Here is an 18,346-nt window from a genome sequence, read left to right on the forward strand (position 1 = left end):
CATGCCTCGAGTACCCAGGTTTCGCGTCGTAATCGTGCCGCTGCTGGTGCTCGTCGTCGCGGAGCTGATCGCCCGCACGCTTGCCGTCGTCGAAGGAAGCCCCGGCTATGTGCCTGCGCAGATTCGCGACTACGCGCAGAGCGATCCCGGCCTGCAGGTGCTGTCGTCCGTTGACGCACTCGCGAAGACGCTCGTGCCGGATGACGACCTGCTGTGGCGCAACCGGCCGAATGCCGACCTCGCGCTTGCTGCCGTGCCGGGCTCGGCCGGGACGACGCGAATCTGGAAAGCGCACATCGGCGAGCGAGGTTTCCGGATCGTTCGCGCCGGCGCGCCCGCCGCAACGTCGCTTCCATACCGCGTCCTTTGCATCGGCGACTCGGTCACGTTCGGAATCAACGTCGACGATTCCGCGACCTGGCCCGCAGCCCTGCTCGCAAGGCTCGAGCAGAGGTTTCCCGGCCGTGCATTCGACGTGATCAACGCCGCCGTACCGGGCTGGTCATGGGTGCAGGGAGCGCGCTTCCTCGTGCGCGACGGCTTCGCGCTGCATCCGGACCTCGTGATCGTCGCGCACGGTACGGCCGACCAGTTTCGACCCGTTACCATCACCGACAGCGAACGCATCTGGCTCGACGCGCAGCCGCCGGTCCATTGGTGGAACGCGGTGCGCGAGGTTGCCGCGCATTCGCGTATTCTTCGTGCGCTGGCCGCCGACGCCGCGACGCCGGAGAAATCTGCGTCGCCGAGCCCCGCGTGTCGCCAGAGGTCAGCGGTCCCGGGCCGGTGCCGCCGCGTGCCGCTCGAGGAGATCGAGAGCGCGATTCATGAGATCGCCGAGTCGACGCGCGCGACGGGCGTCGACGTGATGTTGCTCAATCTCGACTTTCGCGCCACTCCCGCATCGCAGGCGTTTGCGCGCGCCGTCGACCGCGACAACCTCGCGTCGCTCGACATCGTCCAGCAGGCCGTTCGCGAGCGGGTCGTCGGCCAGGCCAGGCAGGCAACCGCGATCGGCCTCGTGCCGCCGCGCGTACCGGTCATCCCGCGCGGCGCACCGTCGCCGGAAGGAGTGCTCGATCGCGGCCCGCGCATTCGCCTTCGCGTCAAGGCACCACCGGCAGCCAAGGTTGTGAGCGTACGCGGTCGCGCAGTGCCCGACGGGACTTTTCTTTTCGACAGCGCGATGAACGATGCCGGCACGGACGGGGACGAGAAAGCCGGCGACGGGATTTTTTCGCTCATGCTGCAGACGCCGTTCGACTCCGCAGGCCTGCGCTATCAGTACGTGGCCGACGGAAAACCGGAATTCACCGCACCTCGCGAATCACCGGACGCCCTCGACGTGGATCGCACCATTGAGTTCAATCGCGACGCCGACGGCCCGGTCGAGGCATTCGGCGCGAGGGATCGCATGACCGATTCGAGCCATCCGGACACGGCGGGACACCAGATCATCGGCAGAAAAGTCGAAAACCTGGTCGAACAGATGCCGACGTTCCGAACGGCAATGGGGCTTCCGCTGGCGACCACGCCGCCCAGACCAGCAGCCCGGCGCGCGGCCGGTCCCGCGTCGACGCCGGACGCGGCCGGACAGAGCCCGCCCGCTGGTGGTCCGCAATGAAGCGCCTTGCGCGTTCCATCGCGCTGCTGCTGCTGTCGATTGCGATCGGCGTGCACGGTTGCCGAAAAACGGAAACTCCGAACGTCATTCTGATCGTCATCGACACGCTGCGTGCCGATCATCTCGGCATCTACGGGTACACGCGGGCGACCTCGCCGCACCTCGACGAGCTCTTTCGCAGCGGGACGCGCTTCGAGAACGCACGCGCGACCAGCTCATGGACGCTGCCGAGCGTGGCTTCGATCCTGACCGGCCTTTCTCCGGCGGTGCACGGCCTCGAGCGCAGCAACTCGATGCTGTCGGACCGTACCGGGATGATGCAGGAGGCTTTTCAGAAGCGCGGCTACGAAACCGTCGCGCTATCGGCGAATCCCGCTTTCGTGACGCCGATCCAGGGTTTCTCGCGCGGCTTCGACCGTTTCACCGTGCTGCACGGACCGCCGACCGGCAATACCTCGGTCGATGCGTCACCGGGCAACTCCTCGCTTCTCGACTGGGTTTCGCGTGCGAATGCGGACGACGTCACCAGCGCCGCGCTCGACTGGCTGTCGTCGAGAACCTCCGCGAAACCGTTCTTTCTCTACCTGCACTATTTCGACCAGCACGGCGCCTACAATCCTCCGCGCGAGCTCGCCGAACGGTTCGGCGTTGCGGCCGGAGATCCTCTTGCCGGACCGGCGCAGTGGCCGGTGCTTCAGGCCCCCGAAGCGCCCGACGAGAAGACGCTCGACGTGCTGGTCTCACTCTATGATGCGACCATCGCCGCCACCGACGCATCGATCGGCCGCCTGCTGGGCGGGCTCGATCCTGCGCTTCGCGCGTCGACGATCCTCGTGGTCACCGCCGATCATGGAGAAGAGTTCGGCGATCATGGCGGAATGCAGCACGGACGCACGCTGTACGACGAGCTGCTGCGCGTACCGCTCGTCATTGCCGGCCCGCGGATCGAATCCGGCGCGGTCGTCTCGCGGCCGGTCTCGCTCATCCAGCTGTGGGCGACCTTTGCCGAGCTCACCGGGATCCCTGCGCCGCCCGCGTCGGACGATTCCGGTGCGAACGCTTCGCTGCTGGATGCAGCGGGCACGCAGCCCGTCTATGCCGATCTCGACGCGCGCTTCCAGGGCGACCTCCAGCAGCATCGGCGCGCGCTCGTCGAGGGCGACTGGAAACTGATCGTCGACCCGCATCGCGGCACGACGATGTTCGAGCTGGGCTCGGATCGCCGCGAGACACGCGATGTCGCCCCGACTCAGAGCGAGCGGCGAAGCAGGATGGCGACGTCCATCGCAGATCGCGATGCGCGAGCGGTCCTGCGGCGCGAAGATGCTCCGCCCGGAAGAACCAGCGTCGATCCGGTCATGCGCTCGCGCCTGCAGTCGCTCGGATATCTTCAGTGATGCGTCGCGTTCGGTTGGGTTTGTTGACTCATGAGTTCATTTCAGTAGGATCCCGGGCCGTGCGGCTGCGGACGAAGCATTTCCTCGTCGTAGTCGCCGCGTGCTGCTCTGCAGTCACCGCAGAGGCCCAGCAACCGATCTGTCCCCAGTTTGTCCGAGGCCAGCAGGTCGCCGTCGTGTGCAGGGCGTCCTACGGATTTTCGGTCGTGCGGTTCGCCGCCGACTTCACCGTCGACCACTTGCTGAAGCCGCTGCCGTGGTCGTTCGAACGTTCCCTGTCGCAGATTGCACAGGCGTTCGCGTTCAAAGAGCTGCGCGACAACCCCGAGCTCGCGAAATTCCTGCTGGCGATTGCGCCCATCCGGTTTGCGCAGCTCGATCGCACCACGGGCACGGTGAGCGCGGCGTTCGAATCGAACGAGCGCGCTTACAGCGCACCGGTCAGCGGCGTGACGGGTACGCCGAAGTTCTCGCTCGATCTTCCGGAGCGCCTCGAAGGCGGCTACTGGCGCGCACCGGACGTGGTGCAGATTGCGTTCTGGCAGGGCAAGCGGATGCATGTCCGGCTGGAGAACGCGGACGGCAATGCGATCGACGGCGAGATCGCATGCGTGTCGATGACGCCGGATGGCGTGAGCATCACGTTTGCGCAGGAGAGCACGCCCGCGGTGTTTCTCATGACGCGGGGCTGTTCGGAATGAAGCGGTTCCTGCATGTTTTCGCGGCGGCGCTCGCGCTTGCTGCCGTCTCCTGCAACATGGCACCGGTCAGCGCACCGACGTGCCGGCGCTATGAAGCTCTCGCGCTCGGTCCGGAGACCAACTTTCACGGTTCGATTCCTGACGGCCAGTTTCCGCTGCTCAAGGATCCGGGCGAGCGCATCGATCTCGCGGTCACGCTCGTCCCTCCGGTCGTCGGCCCTGTCACGCTCGTGCAGCTCGTCGACGGAAAACCGTTCGCGAAGTGGGATCTCACGCTGCCGGCGCCGACCGGAATGAGCACGCGATGCAGCATCGGGTTGTCGGTCGGAACCTCATCGTGCGGCGTCACGATCATGGACCAACCGCATCCACCGGGCGGCTACTACGAGCTCCAGACGCGGGGCAACACGATCCTCGAGGCAGGTCTGGCGCTCAATCTCTGCGACTGAACGGACGCGCCGGCACGGCGCTCAGGTGCCGGCTTTCTTGCGCGCGACCACGCGCAGCACTCCGCCTTCGCCGAACGAAGGAGCGATTGCGGAAACGATCGCGGAGAACATCGCGAGGGGAATCGACAGCAGCGCCGTGACGAGCTGGTCGCGCGGCGTGCCTTTCTCGCGGCGGCCGATCACGAGCTGGAACAGGTAGTTCTGCGTCGTGCACAGGTGGTTGAGAAGGCTCTGCAGCATCCCGAACGCATCGTACTCGGCCGAGAACGTTCCCCACGTTTCCGGCGCCAGCCCTTCGGCGACCAGCATCGCGTGAAGGGTCGGACGCTCGAAGTGCAGCAGGTGGCGCGGCACGTCCAGATGAAACCAGTAGCGCGGACCGAGGCGCGCCTGCCAGCTGCCGAAGTTCGGCACTTCGATGATCAGCGTTCCACCCGGCCGCAGCAGCCGCACGACCTGGCGCAGCGTCTCGCGCGGATCGGCCATGTGCTCGAACACGTGCCACATCGTCACGACGTCGAACGAAGCATCGGCAAGCCGGTCGAGCTCGGTGGTTGCGACGACCTCGAGGTCGAGTGACTGGCGCAGCTCCATGATCGGCGTGCCGGCCTGCTCGACGCCGGTTACCTGCCATCCCTTGCGCCGGCACGCCATCAGGAAGTCGCCGCGCCCGCAGCCGATGTCGAGCACACGGCCGCCTGCCTTCGGCGGCGGAAGCGTGCGAACGCGAAGATCCATGAAGAAGTCTTTGAAGACCGGATGGCGCTTGCCGAAATATCCGTCGGGATAGTACGCGGGCAGATGCTCGTCGTCGGGACGGGGCGAGACGTGCACGAGATTGCACTGCCGGCAGCGGCGCACCTCGAACCGGTCGGCCGACATCGCATCGGCCGCCTCGAACATGCGTGCGCCCTGCTCCGCTCCGCAGAGCGGACAATCGACCAGGCTATTCATCCGTCCGGATCAGTCCTTTATGGCGTGAGCATGCGCATGCACGTGCGGCCGGTGCTCGAGCGCGAGCCGCTCGCCGGCGGGATCGAAGAGCCGGCTCGAGGAAAGACCCATGTGATGAAGGAAGAACGCCACGCTCGTGCGCAGAACCCCGAGCCCGTAGCGGACACTGCGCTTGAAGCTGATCGAGGACGCTTCCGGGAAATACTTTGTCGGACACGAAACCTCGCCGATGCGGAAGCCGAAATGCACGACCTGCGCGAGCATCTGGTTGTCGAAGACGAAATCGTCCGAGTTCTCCTCGAGCGGAAGCGTCTCGAGCACGGCGCCCGAAAATGCGCGGTATCCGGAATGGTATTCGGAGAGGTGCTGGCCGAGCAGGATGTTCTCGAACAGCGTCAGCAGCCGGTTGGCGATGTACTTGTATGCCGGCATTCCGCCGCTCATCGCGCTCTGGCACAGCACGCGTGAGCCGAGCACGACGTCGTACTCGCCGACGGCGATCATCGAGGCCATCGCGACCAGCAGCTTCGGCGTGTACTGGTAGTCGGGGTGCAGCATCACGACGACGTCGGCGCCATGGCGCAGCGCCTCGCGGTAGCAGGTCTTCTGGTTGCCGCCGTAGCCTTTGTTCTGAAGGTGGACGAGCGTGCGGCATCCGAGCTCGCGCGCCAGGTCGACCGTGCGGTCCGAGCTTCCGTCGTCGACGAGGATGGCTTCGTCGATGTATTCGAACGGGATTTCCGAATAGGTGCGCCGCAGCGTGCTCTCCGCGTTGTAGGCGGGCATCACGACGACGATCTTTTTGCCGAACAGCATCTCTGGATGACTCCGGTGGCAGCAGCGACTTCCCGCGCTCGAACAGCGGCGCCTTTGCGCGCTCCAACAACAGCGCCTTCGCGCGCCTCAAATGAAAGAGGTGCGGCGCGTTCCCTCCGCCGCAGATTCGGCGGTCTATAGCACGAACCCGATTCCCGTGTCGCCTGTCAATCCTCGGGGACAGACACCGATTTCCGGAAATCGGTGTCTGTCCCCGATTTCCCGGCGGGTTTGCATGAATGGCGTTCCCGATTATTCTCCCGAACGGCTGAAGACGGCGTCGATAGCCCGGCCCGGCCGCGAATTGCCGCGATGCGGCCAACATCTGCCGGCAAGTCACCTCGCAGCCGCTCAGAAGAGACTTCGGTAAAAACCTCCATGAATATCCTCGTCACCGGCGGAGCCGGCTTCATCGGTTCCAATTTTCTCCGCCTGTCGGTGCCGCGGCGTCCGGGCGACCTTTTCATCAACGTCGACAAGCTCACGTACGCGGCCAATCCCGCCAATCTCACGGGCATCGACAAGCTCGAGAACTACTGCCTCGAGCGCGTGGACATCGCCGACGGCGCCGCCGTCGCCGCCCTGATGGATCGCTACGACCCGGACCTGGTGGTGCATTTCGCGGCGGAAAGCCACGTCGATCGCAGCATCGTCTCTCCCGGCGATTTCGTTCAGGCGAACATCGTCGGCACGTTCCATCTGCTGGAGGCATTTCGCAGCCGCGGCGCAAAGCGCCCCGGGGCGCTGTTCCACCATGTCAGCACCGACGAAGTCTACGGCTCGCTCGGCGAGACCGGACGCTTCACCGAAACGACCCGCTACGATCCGTCGAGCCCGTACTCCGCATCGAAGGCCGCAAGCGATCACCTGGTGCGTGCGTACAACCGGACGTACGGCGTGCCGGTCAAGATCACGAACTGCTCGAACAACTACGGCCCGTATCAATTCCCCGAAAAGCTCATCCCACTGATGATCCTGAATGCGCTCGAGTCGAAGCCGCTGCCGGTCTACGGCAAGGGCATGAACGTGCGCGACTGGCTCTACGTCGAAGATCACTGCGAGGCGATCTGGGCGGTCATCGAGCGCGGCGCGCTCGGCGAGACCTACAACATCGGCGGCGACTGCGAGCTTGCCAACATCGACGTCGTCCACCGCATCTGCCGCGTGATCGCCGACGAGACGGGACGGGCCGCCGGCGAGACCGAAGGCCTGATCACGTACGTCAAGGACCGGCCCGGCCACGATCACCGCTATGCGATCGATGCAACGCGGACCAAGACCGAATGCGGCTGGTCGCCGAAGCATACGTTCGATGCCGGGCTCGTCGACACCGTCCGCTGGTACCTTGGCCATCGCGAATGGGTCGACGGCGTGCGCAGCGGGGACTACCTGCGCTGGATCGAGCACAACTACGGCAAGCGGGCTTCGGCTGCGTCCTGAACCTTCCCATCGAACCGAGCGATGAACGTCACTCCCACCCGGCTTCCCGAAGTCCTCCTCGTCGAGCCGCGCGTGCACGGCGACGCGCGCGGATACTTCTTCGAGAGCTGGGCTGAAAAGCGCTACGCCGACTCAGGCATTGCGGGGCCGTTCGTGCAGGACAACATCTCGCGCTCGCCGCGGGGAATCCTGCGCGGCCTTCATCTGCAGAACCCTCACGCACAGGGAAAGCTCGTCAGTGCGATCTTCGGCGCGGTGTTCGACGTGGCCGTCGACGTTCGCACGGGATCGCCTCGCTTCGGCCAGTGGGTCGGCGAGATCCTGTCCGATGAAAACCGGCGCCAGCTCTGGGTGCCACCAGGCTTCGCGCACGGATTCTGCGTGCTCAGCGACGAAGCGATCTTCCACTACAAATGCACGGACTCGTACCATCCGGAATGCGAGATGTCGGTGCTGTGGAATGATCCGGCCATCGGGATCGAGTGGCCGGTGGACAAGCCGACGCTCAACGCAAAGGATGCCGGCGCACCGCTTCTCGCCGACGTGACACGTCTGCCCGCCTACAACGGTTGAGTTTCGAATGACGGCGCCGATCCTGCTCATCAGCCCCGACGGCATGCTCGGACACGCGTTCGAGCTTCTGCTCGCGCGCCGCGGCCTCGAATACACCGGTGTCTCGTGGCCGGCGTTCGACCTGACGAAACCCGAAACCGTCGAGCCGTGGATGCAGCCCGGCGTGCGCACGATCATCAACTGCTCGGCGTACACCGACGTCGACGGCGCGGAGACGCACCAGAAGGAAGCCGACGCGATCAACGGCGCGGGCGTCGCGCTTCTGGCATCGCACGCACGCCGCCTCGGCGCCGTGCTCGTTCATTTCAGCACCGACTACGTGTTCGACGGACACGCGACCTCGCCGTACGAGGTCGACCATCCGATCGCTCCGATCAACGCCTACGGACGCAGCAAGGCGGTCGGCGAGGCGGCGATCCGCGAGTCCGGGTGCGAGCACCTGATCATCCGCACGAGCTGGCTCTATGCACCGTGGGCGAAGAATTTCGTGCTGACGATGCTCGCGCTCGGCCGCGAAAAGACGTCGCTCAACGTCGTCAGCGACCAGGTCGGAAGGCCGACCAGCGCGCAATACCTTGCCGAACGCTCGCTCGCACTGGTCGAGCGCGGCGCACGCGGGACGTTCCACGTGACCGACGGCGGAAGCTGCAGCTGGTTCGAGCTCGCGTCGATGGTCATGGCGGCGAGCGGCAGCAGCTGTCGCGTCAACGCGTGCACCAGCGCCGAGTTCGTCCGGCCCGCGGTGCGCCCGCCGTACAGCATCCTCGATCTGTCGCGCACCGAAGCGCTGCTCGGCCCCAGCACCGACTGGAAGACCAACGTGCGCGCAGTGCTCGAGGAGCACGCACGCACGGGCGCCGCCGAACCGGAACGCAGAGCCTGACGTTCATTCCATCCCTGTCGTAGCGGTTCGCCGGTGGTCGGGTCTACTTTCCCGCCATCATGCATGGCGCTAGACTCGGAGGGCGATGGCGATGGACACGGCATTCCGATCCGACGGCAAGTTCACGCAGGCCGAGTTCTGCGAGTGGCTGGCCGAACGACCCAGCCACGACCACAACCGGTACGAGCTCATCGGGCGGCACATCGTCATGACGCCGCCGGCGGGATATCCGCACTCGCCGATTGCCGCCACGATCGTCTCGGCGATCCATGTTCACGTCGAACGTCTCGGGAGTGGTCTCGTCAACGACTCCAGCGCGGGCTTCGAGCTGCCGACCGGCGAGACGGTCGAGCCCGATGCCTCGTATCTTTCCGAGCGCACGCTGGTAAGCGCGCCTGAGCCGGAGATCGGCAAGTTCTACCGGATCGTGCCGGATCTCATCGTTGAAATTCTCTCGCCGGCGACCGCGAAGCGCGACCGCACCGAAAAGAAACAGATCTACGAGAAGAACGGCGTCGGCGAATACTGGATCGTCGATCCGAACAGGCGGCAGGTCATCGTGTACCGGCTCGCCGGAAACGACTACGCGAATGCGATCCACGTCGTAAACGGAAACGTGGAGGCGAGCGTGCTCCCCGGGCTCAGCATTCCGCTGTCGAAGATCTTCGCGAGCCTGGATCGGAAACGCTGAAGCGCAAGCGTCCGCTCGAGAGCAGTCCGCTAGTAGACGATAGGGTCCGCGGCGACGCTCGACAGGTACTTTCCGTAGTCTCCGCCGATTTTCTTTCCGAGCGCCGCAAGCTGCCCGGCGTCGATGAAACCTTTGCGCCATGCGATCTCTTCGAGGCATGCGACCTTGAGGCCCTGCCGTTCCTGGATCGCTTCGATGAAGTTGGAAGCCTGGTGCAGCGCCGCACAGGTGCCGGTATCGAGCCATGCGATGCCGCGGCCCATCACTTCGACCTCGAGGTCTTCCATCTCGAGGTACTTCCTGTTGACGTCGGTGATCTCGAGCTCTCCGCGCGGCGACGGCGCGAGGCCGGCCGCGATGTCGAGCACGCGGTTGTCGTAGAAGTAGAGACCCGTCACCGCGTAGTGCGACCGCGGCTTCGCGGGTTTTTCCTCGAGCGAGACGGCGCGCCCGCTGGCGTCGAACTCGACGACGCCGTAGCGCTCGGGATCGTGCACGGCGTAGGCGAACACGGTCGCGCCGTGCTCGCGCGCGGCCGCGCGCTCGAGCGACTCGACCAGGCCGTGTCCGAAGAAGATGTTGTCGCCGAGCACCAGCGAAACGCGCTCGCTTCCGACAAATTCGCGGCCGATCAGGAACGCCTGCGCGAGGCCGCCCGGATTCGGCTGCACTGCGTAGTGCAGCCCGATGCCCAGATCGGAACCGTCGCCGAGAAGCCGCTTGTACGAACCGATGTCCTCCGGCGTCGAGATCAGCAGGATCTCGCGGATGCCGGCCAGCATCAGCGTCGACAGCGGGTAATACACCATCGGCTTGTCGTAGACGGGCAGCAGCTGCTTGGAGACGACCCGCGTCATCGGATGGAGTCGCGTACCGGCGCCGCCGGCAAGGATGATGGCTTTCATGGCGTGGATTTCCCCGTAAGGCGCGCGTCCGCTCGGCGGCGCAGCCGTCTTTGGCCATCGAAGCCGGGGGCTGTCAAGGCGCTATGAATATGGGCGGCCCGGCGCGTGCTGCGCCGCGATCGCGCGCTCGATCATCTCTTCGGTTCTGACGGCCACTTCGTCCCAGTCGAAGCGCATGCCCCACGCGCTGCCGCCGCGAATCAGGCGGCTTCGGAGCTCGCGATCGGTCAGCACCTGGACCAGCGCGTGTGCGAGCTCAGCGGTGTTTCCATACTCGACGAGCAGGCCCGTCTCTCCGTCGCGCACCGAATCGCGCAGCCCCGGAACATTGCTCGCGATCGCAACGGTATTGCACACGTTGGCTTCGATCACCGTCATACCCCACCCTTCCTTCTCGGAAGTCTGCACGACGACCTGCGCACCGCGGATCCATTCGATCTTGTCCTCTTCGGAGACGTAGCCGGTAAAGCGCACGTAGCCGTCGAGTCCCTGCTCGCGCACGCGGGCCTCGAGGCTTTCACGCGCCGAGCCGGCACCGACGATGACGAGTCGCACGTCGGGCACGGCTTTTCGCACGTCGAGCATGGCGTCGATCGCGACGTCCGCGCGCTTGTACGGCTCGAGCCGCCCGATCCACAGCACGATCGGATCGCGATCGAGACCGTCGTCGACCGCCAGATGCGTCTGCCGGTCGATTCCCGGCGGGACGACTTCGATTCGTGCGGGATCGAGCCCACGCCCGGCAAGATCGGCGCGCGTGCTCGGGGAGATCGCGAGCATCGGCGTGCTCCGGTACGCCGCAGGAATCAGCTTCTCGAGCAACCACGAGACGATCGCGACCGGAAGCGAAACCTGCCGGAACGCCGTCGTGCCGAACAGATGATGCACGATCGCAAGGCACGGCAGCGGCACCAGCCACGGGCTGAAAAACGGCAGCTTGTTGAGCACGTCGACGACGACGTCACTTTGCCGCGCTTCGCGCCGGGCCGCGCGCGCGACGAGGAAATAGTACAGGTAGCGATTGGCGAGCCGCCGCACGCGCACGCCGTCGACGAGCTCCTCTCGAGCCGAGCCCGGAAAGCTCGCGGCCAGCACGGTAACGTCGTGGCCGCGCGCGACCAGGCGCCGGAAGATTTCGAAGATATGGGTTTCGGCGCCGCCGGTCATCGGGCTGCGCGGATCGCGCTCGTTCAGGACGAGGATTCGGCGTGGCATCGACATTGCGGCACTATTGAAGGCAATCCGTCGCTGTCCGGCGCTATTCCACGGTATCCAGAAAGCTCAGCGGGTCGCGCCGCCCGGGCCGGCGATGCGCCCGGTCAGCGATTCCAGGCGCAGCCACCACACGTGCAGCAGCGCCTCGAGCGCGATGGAGATGTGCATCTTCGACGTGCCGAGCTTGCGATCGACGAACAGGATCGGCTTCTCGACGATGCGAAGCCCCGCCCGCCACGCGCGAAACGTCGTTTCGATCTGGAAGCAGTATCCGTTGGCCCGCACGTCGGCGAGCGAGATCTTCTCGAGCGCCTCGCGGCGCCAGCATTTGAAGCCGCCGGTCGCGTCCATCACCGGCAGCCCGCCGAGCACGCGGCGTGTGTAAAGGTTTCCGAAGTAGCTCAGCATCAGGCGCAGCATCGGCCAGTTGACGACCGTGATTCCGTCGACGTAGCGCGAGCCCAGCACGAGGTCGCTGGTGGCGGCGAGCGCGAAAAACTCCGGAAGCGCGGACGGCGGATGCGAAAAATCCGCGTCCATCTGCACGATGAGGTCGCCGCCGAGCTCGATCGCGCGCGTCAGGCCGGCGCGGTACGCGTGTCCGAGCCCTTCCTTGTTCGCGCGATGCAGCACGTGCACGCGGGCATCGGCGCCGGCGAGGCGGTCGGCGATCTGGCCGGTGCCGTCCGGCGAATTGTCGTCGACGACGAGGATCTCGATCTCGCGATCCACAGCGAGAACGGCCGCGACGATCGCTTCGAGGTTCTCCTTCTCGTTGTAGGTGGGAATGACGACGATTTTGCGCATGCGAAGCCGGCGGAGCGTACAGGAAAACCGGAGGGCGGACTATCTCGACTTTGCGCTGCCGGGGTCTTTGTCGCGCAGGCCGAGCTCGACGAGAGGGATGGGACGGCCGGCGAGGGCGTCGCGCCAGCCGCGCTGCTTGATCCATACTCCGGCGGCTTCGCCCGACACCGAACGGCGCAGGAGCTGGAACGGAAATGTCGCGATGATGCTGGCGGCCAGAGTCGCTTTCTCCAGCATCGTGCCGTGACGGCGTGCATACAGGATCGAGTTGCGCGCCGAGAGGTACTTGCGAAAGCCGCCGTAGTGCGACGCTCCGCCCGAGCTGCCGTGGATGTGGTGCACGACGAGCGAGCTGCCGACGTAGCGGCACGTCCAGCCGAGCGCGCGCGCTCGCGCCGCCCAGTCGACGTCTTCGTGGTAGGCGAAGTAGCGTTCGTCGAAACCTCCCACTTCGCGAAGCGCATCGGCCCGGAAAAGCAGCGAGCAGCCGGGAAGCCACTCGACATCGCGCTCTCCGTGGAAGCCGGGACCGTCGGGGGCGTTCTCGCCGACCAGGCGGATCAGGCTCTGTCGCCACGTGACTTCACCCCACGCGACCCAGATCCGCGACGGATCGTCGCCGCGGACCACGCGGCTGCCGAACACGCCAGCGCGCGGCGACCGGCGCGCGGCGTCGACGAGCGGCGAGAGCGCCGCCGGATCGACTTCGGCATCGTTATTGAGAATCCAGACGAAGTCCGCGCCGCGCGCGATGGCCCAGTCGATGCCCGCGTTGTTGCCGCCGGCGTAGCCCAGATTGATACCGGTCGACAGGACGCCGGCTTCGAGCTGCGCGGCGCGAAGCGCTTCCGCTGGTGATACGCGCGAACCGTTGTCGACGACGAGGATCTCGAGATCCGGATACTCGATGCGGCGAAGCGAGCGGACGCAGCGGACGGTGTCATCCGCGCCGTTCCAGTCGAGCACGACGGCGACGACTTTCGGGGTCTCGACGCTCTTCGGATCCGCTCCGCTCATGGTCACCGCTCCGCTCATGGCCCGGCCTCGAGCGCAGCGCGATAGGCCGACATCGTGCGGCGCGCGGTTTCGTTCCACGAAAAGCGCGCCGCCTGCTCGCGGCCGCGGCGCGACAGGTCCATCGCGAGGCGATCGTCCGTCATCAATCGCTGGATCGCCGGTGCAAGCTCGGAAGCATCGGCGCTGTCGACGAGGATTCCCGCATCGCCGACGACCTCGGGAATCGAGCTGTTGCGCAGCCCCACGACCGGACAACCCGAGGCCATCGCTTCGATGAACGTCAGGCCGAAGCCTTCGTACGCCGACGGTGAAACCATGCAGCGGATCGATCCGAAGAATGCGGCGATCTCGTCGTCGTCGAGCGCGCCGACGTAGACCACGCGCGCGTCGCGTTCGAGAAACGCCGGCTTCTCACCCGGACGCAGTCGCCCGGCGATCACGAGCTTCCAGTCGCGGTTCCCGGCTGCCTCGAGGAATGCGTCGACCAGTGCATCGAGGTTCTTGCGCGGCTGGATGGTGCCGAGATAACCGCACGCCGGCTTTTCCACTTTGTAGCGCTCGCGCCAGGCCGCGATGGCGGCGGCGCTTGCGGGCCGCAGCGTCGTCGCCGGCGCTTCGGGCGTGACGACTGTCTTCGCCGAATGCTCGGGAAAGAATTGCGCAACGTCGGCCGCGGTGCTTTCGGAAGGTACGACCACCGCACGCGCGCGAGAGACGGCCCACGGCGTCTCCCAAGCGAGGTGCAGGCGCTGCGCAAGCCGGAACGTCTGCGGCATCACGTAGCTCGCGAGGTCGTGGATGGTGACGACGGCGGGCGTCGAGCCGCGGCGCGGAAGCACGCCCTTGGTGCCGTGGTACAGATCGAAGCGCTCATATGCGAGCACGGCGGGAACACGCAGATGATCCCACAGCGGTTGTTCCCACGCAGAACGAAGCTCGACGGTGCGCGTCTCGCAGAAGCTCGCGAATGATTCGGGCCGGTCGGTCAGCACGGTGAAGCGGTCGTCGGGAAAACCGGCGACCAGCGCCTTTGCGAGCTCGATCGCATACGTCGCCGGTCCGCCGATGGTGCCGGCGACTGCTCCGATGGCGACTTTCATGCGTGCGGGTCTCCCGCGATTTCCTGCAAGCTGCGGCCGGCACCTCCGCTGGTCGCGTAGCCGGATTCGAAGAACAGCGACTCCGGCGGCGCGCCCGACTCGTCTCGCGCTGCCGCGCGCAGACCTTCGAGCATCGCCGAAGCGACGTCACGGCGACCGCGCATGCGATAGACGGCGGCGCTCACAGCCACCAGAACGTGATAGCCGGCAAGGAACACCGCGCGCGAAAATCCCTGCGCGCGGCGAAGGCCGACGAGCCGAAGATTGCGGGCTTTGAGAAACGCGGCGAGCGGAGTCATGCCGCCGGCAAAGCCGCGCGCACCGGCGTGCCCGACCTCGGCTTCGGGCACGACGGTCGGCGCGAATCCGGCGGCCGCGGCGCGCAGGCAGAAGTCGACTTCCTCGTAGTATGCGAACAGCGACTCGTCGAAGCCGCCGATGCGCTCGTAGAGCGCTCGCGGAACCAGCATCGCCGCGCCAGTGACGCCGGAAACCGGATACGGGCGCTGACGGTGCCCGCGGACACGCACGAGCGAACGAGGTGCCCACAGAAGCGCGGGACGGTAACGCTCGCCGAGCGAGCTCGCAGGCTGGCCGGGGCGTCCGTCGGAGATGCGCGGGCCGAGCGGTCCCGCCCGGCGATCGAGACGCGCCGCACGCACGAGCGCTTCGATCGTGCCGCGCGCAACCACCGTGTCGCTGTTGAGCACCAGCACATGCTCGCAGCCGCGCTCGAACAACAGCTTCATCGCGAGATTGTTGGCGCCGGCGTAGCCGAGGTTGCAATCCAGCAGCATCGTGTCGACCGTAATCATCGGGGAGAGCTTTTCGATGCCGGCCGCAAGCTCGCGCCGCACGTCCGGCGTCGATCCGTTGTCGACGACCAGCACAGAGGCGGGGTAGCCGTCGCCGGCGAGCGAATGCAGGCATTCGAGCGTGCGGCGCGCGTCCTGGAAACAAAGGACGGCGACGCCCACCTCGGGGAGCGCTGTGTTCTCGTCCGCGCGCAGTGCGTGCGGACCTTCGAGCGCGACGCTCCAGCAGCGGCCGAGCTTCTCTGCAGTGAAACCTTCGAGCATGCGCGCGCGCGCTGCCGAGCCGAGACGCTCCCGAAGGGCGTCGCCCGCAGGCCCCGCCGAGAGCGTTGCGATCGCATTGGCCAGGGCGAGGCCGTCGGCGGCGCACAGAACGATCTCCTTGCCGTCCTCGAATACTTCGCGAATGGCCGGAGTGTCGGCAGTGACGATCGCCGAACCGACGGCCGCAGCTTCGTAGACCTTGTTCGGCACGACCATGCGCGCCTTCTGCGACGAGCCGAAGATCCCGAGCACGATGTCTGCCGCCGCGATCCTTCCGGCAAGATCCTCGTACGGTATCCAGTCGATGAACCGGACGACCGCGCGCGTCGCGCGTACGCTGCGTTCGATGCGGGCGCGTTCTTCACCGGTGCCGAGGAACGTGAAGCGCAGCCGCTCGCGCACGTCGTCGCGGACGGCAAGCCGGCCGACCGCATCGACGACGACGTCGAGCCCGTGAAGCGGCAGATACTGCCCGAAATACAGGACTTCGAGCCGGCCGTCACCGCCGTCCTCGCCAGCTCCGTTGCGGGTTTTTGACGCGCCCTTCGGAGATTCGTCGGCGTCCGCTTCGGACGCGGCTAGAAAGACTTCCGGATCGGCACCGAGATGACAGACCAGCAGCCGCGACGGATCGACACCGAGCTCGTCCACGAAATAGCGCCGGTGCGCTTCGGTATCGACGACGACGACATCGGCAGCCCGGCACGTCAGGCGGTCGAGCATCCGCAGAATGCGCGCGCCGAAAGTCCCCTCGGCATACACGCGGCGATCCTCGACCAGCGTTTCGGTCAGCGAGACCAGCGGCGCGAACACGATGCGCGGTCCGTAGCGCGGCGCGAGCATCTTGAGCAGAAGGATGTCGAGCTGGCCGTTGAAGCCGACGATCGCAACCGGCGCCCCACCGCTTCGCCACCACGCGCGCGAAAGCCGCCACGCCGACGCGAGCCATTGCCGTGCGAGCACGATGAGCGACCGCGGCGAGAAATAAGCGGCATCCTTGTCGCGCGTGCGCTCCCACAGAGCATCGTGAAACTCGACGATCTCGTAACCGGCGGCGCGCACCGCGCACGACGCGATCCTGTTCGCAGTGTGACGGCGGTTGTACGTGCCGAAGAACGCGGCCCGCATCAGTCCCGGTTGCCGAGCTCGATGCGGCGCAGCCTGAGCAGGGTGTCCTCGAGCATGCGGCGGCTCGAGCCGATCAGATCGGCCAGAAGGCCGATCAGTACCGTCTGGAACCCGGCCAGCACGAGCACGGCGGCGAGGATCAGCGACTGAACGTGTCCCTCGCCTCCCTGCTGGAGGTAGTAGTAGAGAAAGCGCGCACCGATCACCGTGCCCGCCGTCAGCAGGACGACGCCGATCATCGTGAACACGCGCAGTGGTTCGTAGAGCGCGTAGATGCGCACGAGCGTGGCCGTGCTGCGCAGCAGGTAGCTCGGGATGCCGGGGAAAAGCCGCGACGGACGGGTCTCCGGGTTCACGTCGATCGCAACGTGTGTGACCATGAGCTGTTTCTTGCCGGCCTGGATGATCGTCTCCAGCGTATAGGTGAAATCGGAGACGACGTTCATCTTGAGCGCGGCTTCGCGCGAGAATGCCCGGAATCCGCTGGTCGCGTCCGGGATCCTCGTGCCCGACAGCTGGCGGACGACCCACGACCCGAGAACCTGCAGCGTCCGCTTGGCCGGGGAGAAGTGGGCCAGCTTGCCCGGCCGGCGGTCTCCGACCACGACGTCCGCCTCGTGATGAAGGATCGGCGCAATCAGTCGTTCGACCTGATCGCCGCGATACTGCCCATCGGCGTCGGTATTGACGACGATGTCAGCACCAAGACGCAGCGCGTAATCGAGACCGGCAGAGAACGCACGGGCCAGCCCCTGATTGACCGGAGCCCGCACGACATGCCGGACTCCGCAGTTTCGCGCCACGGCTGCGGTGCCGTCGCTGCTGCCGTCGTCGACGACGATCACTTCAATCTCGTCGATTCCCGCGATTTGCGTCGGAAGATCGGCCAGAGTCGCCGGAAGGCTCGCCTCTTCATTGAAGCAAGGAATCTGAATGACCAGTTTCATGGGAATCGCGGTCCGTGCCGTGTTATGTCAGGAATGCTGCCGGCCTGCACCCGCGAAACATGACGTCGTGTGTCGAGAAACCAGCAGAAAATCGTCGTAGTCCCGCCTTGACAATAGTTCGGACCGCCACCTATAACTGCCCCCGGACCTGCCAGGGGAGGTCGCTTCTATAGGGCGGCAAAATGTTCTGAGCAGAGTCGGGGGAGCATGAAACTCCCTTTGGTAGGACGCGATGGCCCGATCATCGCTGCTTCGAAGCAAACAAAAAAGACTAGTCGCAGATCGCAACTGTTGGGAGGAGAAATCCAGATGAAGAAAATTATCATGCCTTTTGCTGTCATCGCCGCCGTAGGAATCTACGCCGGCACCGCCAGCGCTCAGTGTACGTTCGGATTCGACGGCGGCACGCCGGAGAATTCCCGCGGTCCGGCGCCGGCAAAGGGCGTCAAGGGATCGATGGTTCGCAACTACGCCGCGTGCACGAGCACCGAGCATCCGACTGCCAACGCCACGACCGAGAGCGGAACCGACGCCTGTCAGCCGGTTACGCCTCCGGTGCTCGGCGGCGGCGGCACGACCTACGCGTATGCCGCGAAGGGCAAGTGCACCGTCCAGACGCA

At 65.9% G+C, this 18,346-nt stretch carries 18 protein-coding genes; 9 read left to right on the plus strand and 9 right to left on the minus strand.

Annotated elements, in window-relative coordinates:
- Position 1: 1 nt before the first annotated feature.
- The 4 genes from VN634_12360 to VN634_12375 are packed head-to-tail and all read left to right on the plus strand — an operon-like array spanning position 2 to position 4,171.
- Positions 2-1,624 (plus strand): SGNH/GDSL hydrolase family protein, encoded by a 1,623-nt coding sequence (locus VN634_12360; protein ID HXC51674.1) that lies wholly within the window; start codon positions 2-4, stop codon positions 1,622-1,624.
- On the plus strand, positions 1,621-3,021 hold the full coding sequence (locus VN634_12365; GenBank protein HXC51675.1) for a sulfatase: 1,401 nt from the start codon (positions 1,621-1,623) through the stop codon (positions 3,019-3,021). The genes VN634_12360 and VN634_12365 overlap by 4 nt, the downstream gene beginning before the upstream one ends.
- 59 nt (positions 3,022-3,080) lie before the next feature.
- Positions 3,081-3,722: a hypothetical protein gene (locus tag VN634_12370; GenBank protein HXC51676.1), complete on the plus strand. Its 642-nt coding sequence runs from the start codon at positions 3,081-3,083 to the stop codon at positions 3,720-3,722.
- Entirely contained in the window at positions 3,719-4,171 is a 453-nt protein-coding gene (locus tag VN634_12375) for a hypothetical protein (GenBank protein HXC51677.1), read from the plus strand. Before VN634_12370 ends, VN634_12375 begins: the two co-directional genes overlap by 4 nt.
- 21 nt (positions 4,172-4,192) lie before the next feature.
- On the opposite strand, the gene VN634_12380 is transcribed toward VN634_12375, so the two are convergent.
- Positions 4,193-5,125: a class I SAM-dependent methyltransferase gene (locus tag VN634_12380; GenBank protein ID HXC51678.1), complete on the minus strand. Its 933-nt coding sequence runs from the start codon at positions 5,123-5,125 to the stop codon at positions 4,193-4,195.
- A gap of 9 nt (positions 5,126-5,134) precedes the next feature.
- Complete coding sequence (locus VN634_12385; protein HXC51679.1) at positions 5,135-5,941, minus strand: glycosyltransferase family 2 protein; 807 nt, start codon at positions 5,939-5,941, stop codon at positions 5,135-5,137.
- A 378-nt stretch (positions 5,942-6,319) separates the two neighbouring features.
- Here VN634_12385 and rfbB point away from each other — a divergent pair, with 378 nt between their 5' ends.
- The 4 genes from rfbB (at position 6,320) to VN634_12405 (ending at position 9,528) form a co-directional block, all read left to right on the plus strand.
- Complete coding sequence (rfbB, locus tag VN634_12390) at positions 6,320-7,381, plus strand: dTDP-glucose 4,6-dehydratase (GenBank protein HXC51680.1); 1,062 nt, start codon at positions 6,320-6,322, stop codon at positions 7,379-7,381.
- A 21-nt stretch (positions 7,382-7,402) separates the two neighbouring features.
- Positions 7,403-7,954, plus strand: coding sequence for a dTDP-4-dehydrorhamnose 3,5-epimerase (gene rfbC, locus VN634_12395; protein ID HXC51681.1), 552 nt, complete (start codon positions 7,403-7,405; stop codon positions 7,952-7,954).
- Between the two features lie 7 nt (positions 7,955-7,961).
- Positions 7,962-8,837 (plus strand): dTDP-4-dehydrorhamnose reductase, encoded by an 876-nt coding sequence (rfbD, locus tag VN634_12400; protein HXC51682.1) that lies wholly within the window; start codon positions 7,962-7,964, stop codon positions 8,835-8,837.
- Between the two features lie 91 nt (positions 8,838-8,928).
- Positions 8,929-9,528: a Uma2 family endonuclease gene (locus VN634_12405; protein ID HXC51683.1), complete on the plus strand. Its 600-nt coding sequence runs from the start codon at positions 8,929-8,931 to the stop codon at positions 9,526-9,528.
- Between the two features lie 29 nt (positions 9,529-9,557).
- Here VN634_12405 and rfbA read toward each other — a convergent pair whose 3' ends face one another.
- From rfbA to VN634_12440, 7 genes are all read right to left on the minus strand, one after another.
- On the minus strand, positions 9,558-10,433 hold the full coding sequence (gene rfbA, locus VN634_12410; protein HXC51684.1) for a glucose-1-phosphate thymidylyltransferase RfbA: 876 nt from the start codon (positions 10,431-10,433) through the stop codon (positions 9,558-9,560).
- Positions 10,434-10,514: 81 nt separating this feature from the next.
- Entirely contained in the window at positions 10,515-11,648 is a 1,134-nt protein-coding gene (locus tag VN634_12415) for a glycosyltransferase family 4 protein (GenBank protein HXC51685.1), read from the minus strand.
- A 66-nt stretch (positions 11,649-11,714) separates the two neighbouring features.
- The gene (locus tag VN634_12420; GenBank protein HXC51686.1) at positions 11,715-12,455 is read right to left on the minus strand and encodes a polyprenol monophosphomannose synthase; all 741 of its coding nucleotides are present in this window, start codon (positions 12,453-12,455) and stop codon (positions 11,715-11,717) included.
- Positions 12,456-12,494: 39 nt separating this feature from the next.
- Complete coding sequence (locus VN634_12425) at positions 12,495-13,472, minus strand: glycosyltransferase family 2 protein (protein ID HXC51687.1); 978 nt, start codon at positions 13,470-13,472, stop codon at positions 12,495-12,497.
- Between the two features lie 14 nt (positions 13,473-13,486).
- The gene (locus tag VN634_12430) at positions 13,487-14,572 is read right to left on the minus strand and encodes a glycosyltransferase family 1 protein (protein HXC51688.1); all 1,086 of its coding nucleotides are present in this window, start codon (positions 14,570-14,572) and stop codon (positions 13,487-13,489) included.
- Positions 14,569-16,779, minus strand: coding sequence for a glycosyltransferase (locus VN634_12435; protein HXC51689.1), 2,211 nt, complete (start codon positions 16,777-16,779; stop codon positions 14,569-14,571). The genes VN634_12430 and VN634_12435 overlap by 4 nt, the downstream gene beginning before the upstream one ends.
- Positions 16,779-17,726 carry a glycosyltransferase family 2 protein gene (locus tag VN634_12440; protein ID HXC51690.1) on the minus strand — a complete coding sequence of 316 codons (948 nt, stop codon included), beginning with the start codon at positions 17,724-17,726 and terminating at the stop codon, positions 16,779-16,781. Before VN634_12440 ends, VN634_12435 begins: the two co-directional genes overlap by 1 nt.
- Before the next feature lie 309 nt (positions 17,727-18,035).
- Here VN634_12440 and VN634_12445 point away from each other — a divergent pair.
- On the plus strand, positions 18,036-18,346 hold a 311-nt coding region (locus VN634_12445; protein ID HXC51691.1), incomplete at its 3' end, for a hypothetical protein.

The sequence above is a fragment of the Candidatus Limnocylindrales bacterium genome (assembly GCA_035571835.1).
Taxonomy (GTDB): Bacteria; Desulfobacterota; Binatia; order UBA1149; family CAITLU01; genus DATNBU01.

Excerpts from the sequence above, each read along its gene's own strand:
- VN634_12360 (HXC51674.1), top strand. The coding sequence starts at position 2 with ATGCCTCGAGTACCCAGGTTTCGCGTCGTAATCGTGCCGCTGCTGGTG.
- VN634_12365 (HXC51675.1), top strand. The coding sequence starts at position 1,621 with ATGAAGCGCCTTGCGCGTTCCATCGCGCTGCTGCTGCTGTCGATTGCG.
- VN634_12375 (HXC51677.1), top strand. The coding sequence starts at position 3,719 with ATGAAGCGGTTCCTGCATGTTTTCGCGGCGGCGCTCGCGCTTGCTGCC.
- VN634_12380 (HXC51678.1), bottom strand. The coding sequence starts at position 5,125 with ATGAATAGCCTGGTCGATTGTCCGCTCTGCGGAGCGGAGCAGGGCGCA.
- VN634_12385 (HXC51679.1), bottom strand. The coding sequence starts at position 5,941 with ATGCTGTTCGGCAAAAAGATCGTCGTCGTGATGCCCGCCTACAACGCG.
- rfbB (HXC51680.1), top strand. The coding sequence starts at position 6,320 with ATGAATATCCTCGTCACCGGCGGAGCCGGCTTCATCGGTTCCAATTTT.
- rfbC (HXC51681.1), top strand. The coding sequence starts at position 7,403 with ATGAACGTCACTCCCACCCGGCTTCCCGAAGTCCTCCTCGTCGAGCCG.
- rfbD (HXC51682.1), top strand. The coding sequence starts at position 7,962 with ATGACGGCGCCGATCCTGCTCATCAGCCCCGACGGCATGCTCGGACAC.
- VN634_12405 (HXC51683.1), top strand. The coding sequence starts at position 8,929 with ATGGACACGGCATTCCGATCCGACGGCAAGTTCACGCAGGCCGAGTTC.
- rfbA (HXC51684.1), bottom strand. The coding sequence starts at position 10,433 with ATGAAAGCCATCATCCTTGCCGGCGGCGCCGGTACGCGACTCCATCCG.
- VN634_12415 (HXC51685.1), bottom strand. The coding sequence starts at position 11,648 with ATGCCACGCCGAATCCTCGTCCTGAACGAGCGCGATCCGCGCAGCCCG.
- VN634_12420 (HXC51686.1), bottom strand. The coding sequence starts at position 12,455 with ATGCGCAAAATCGTCGTCATTCCCACCTACAACGAGAAGGAGAACCTC.
- VN634_12425 (HXC51687.1), bottom strand. The coding sequence starts at position 13,472 with ATGAGCGGAGCGGATCCGAAGAGCGTCGAGACCCCGAAAGTCGTCGCC.
- VN634_12430 (HXC51688.1), bottom strand. The coding sequence starts at position 14,572 with ATGAAAGTCGCCATCGGAGCAGTCGCCGGCACCATCGGCGGACCGGCG.
- VN634_12435 (HXC51689.1), bottom strand. The coding sequence starts at position 16,779 with ATGCGGGCCGCGTTCTTCGGCACGTACAACCGCCGTCACACTGCGAAC.
- VN634_12440 (HXC51690.1), bottom strand. The coding sequence starts at position 17,726 with ATGAAACTGGTCATTCAGATTCCTTGCTTCAATGAAGAGGCGAGCCTT.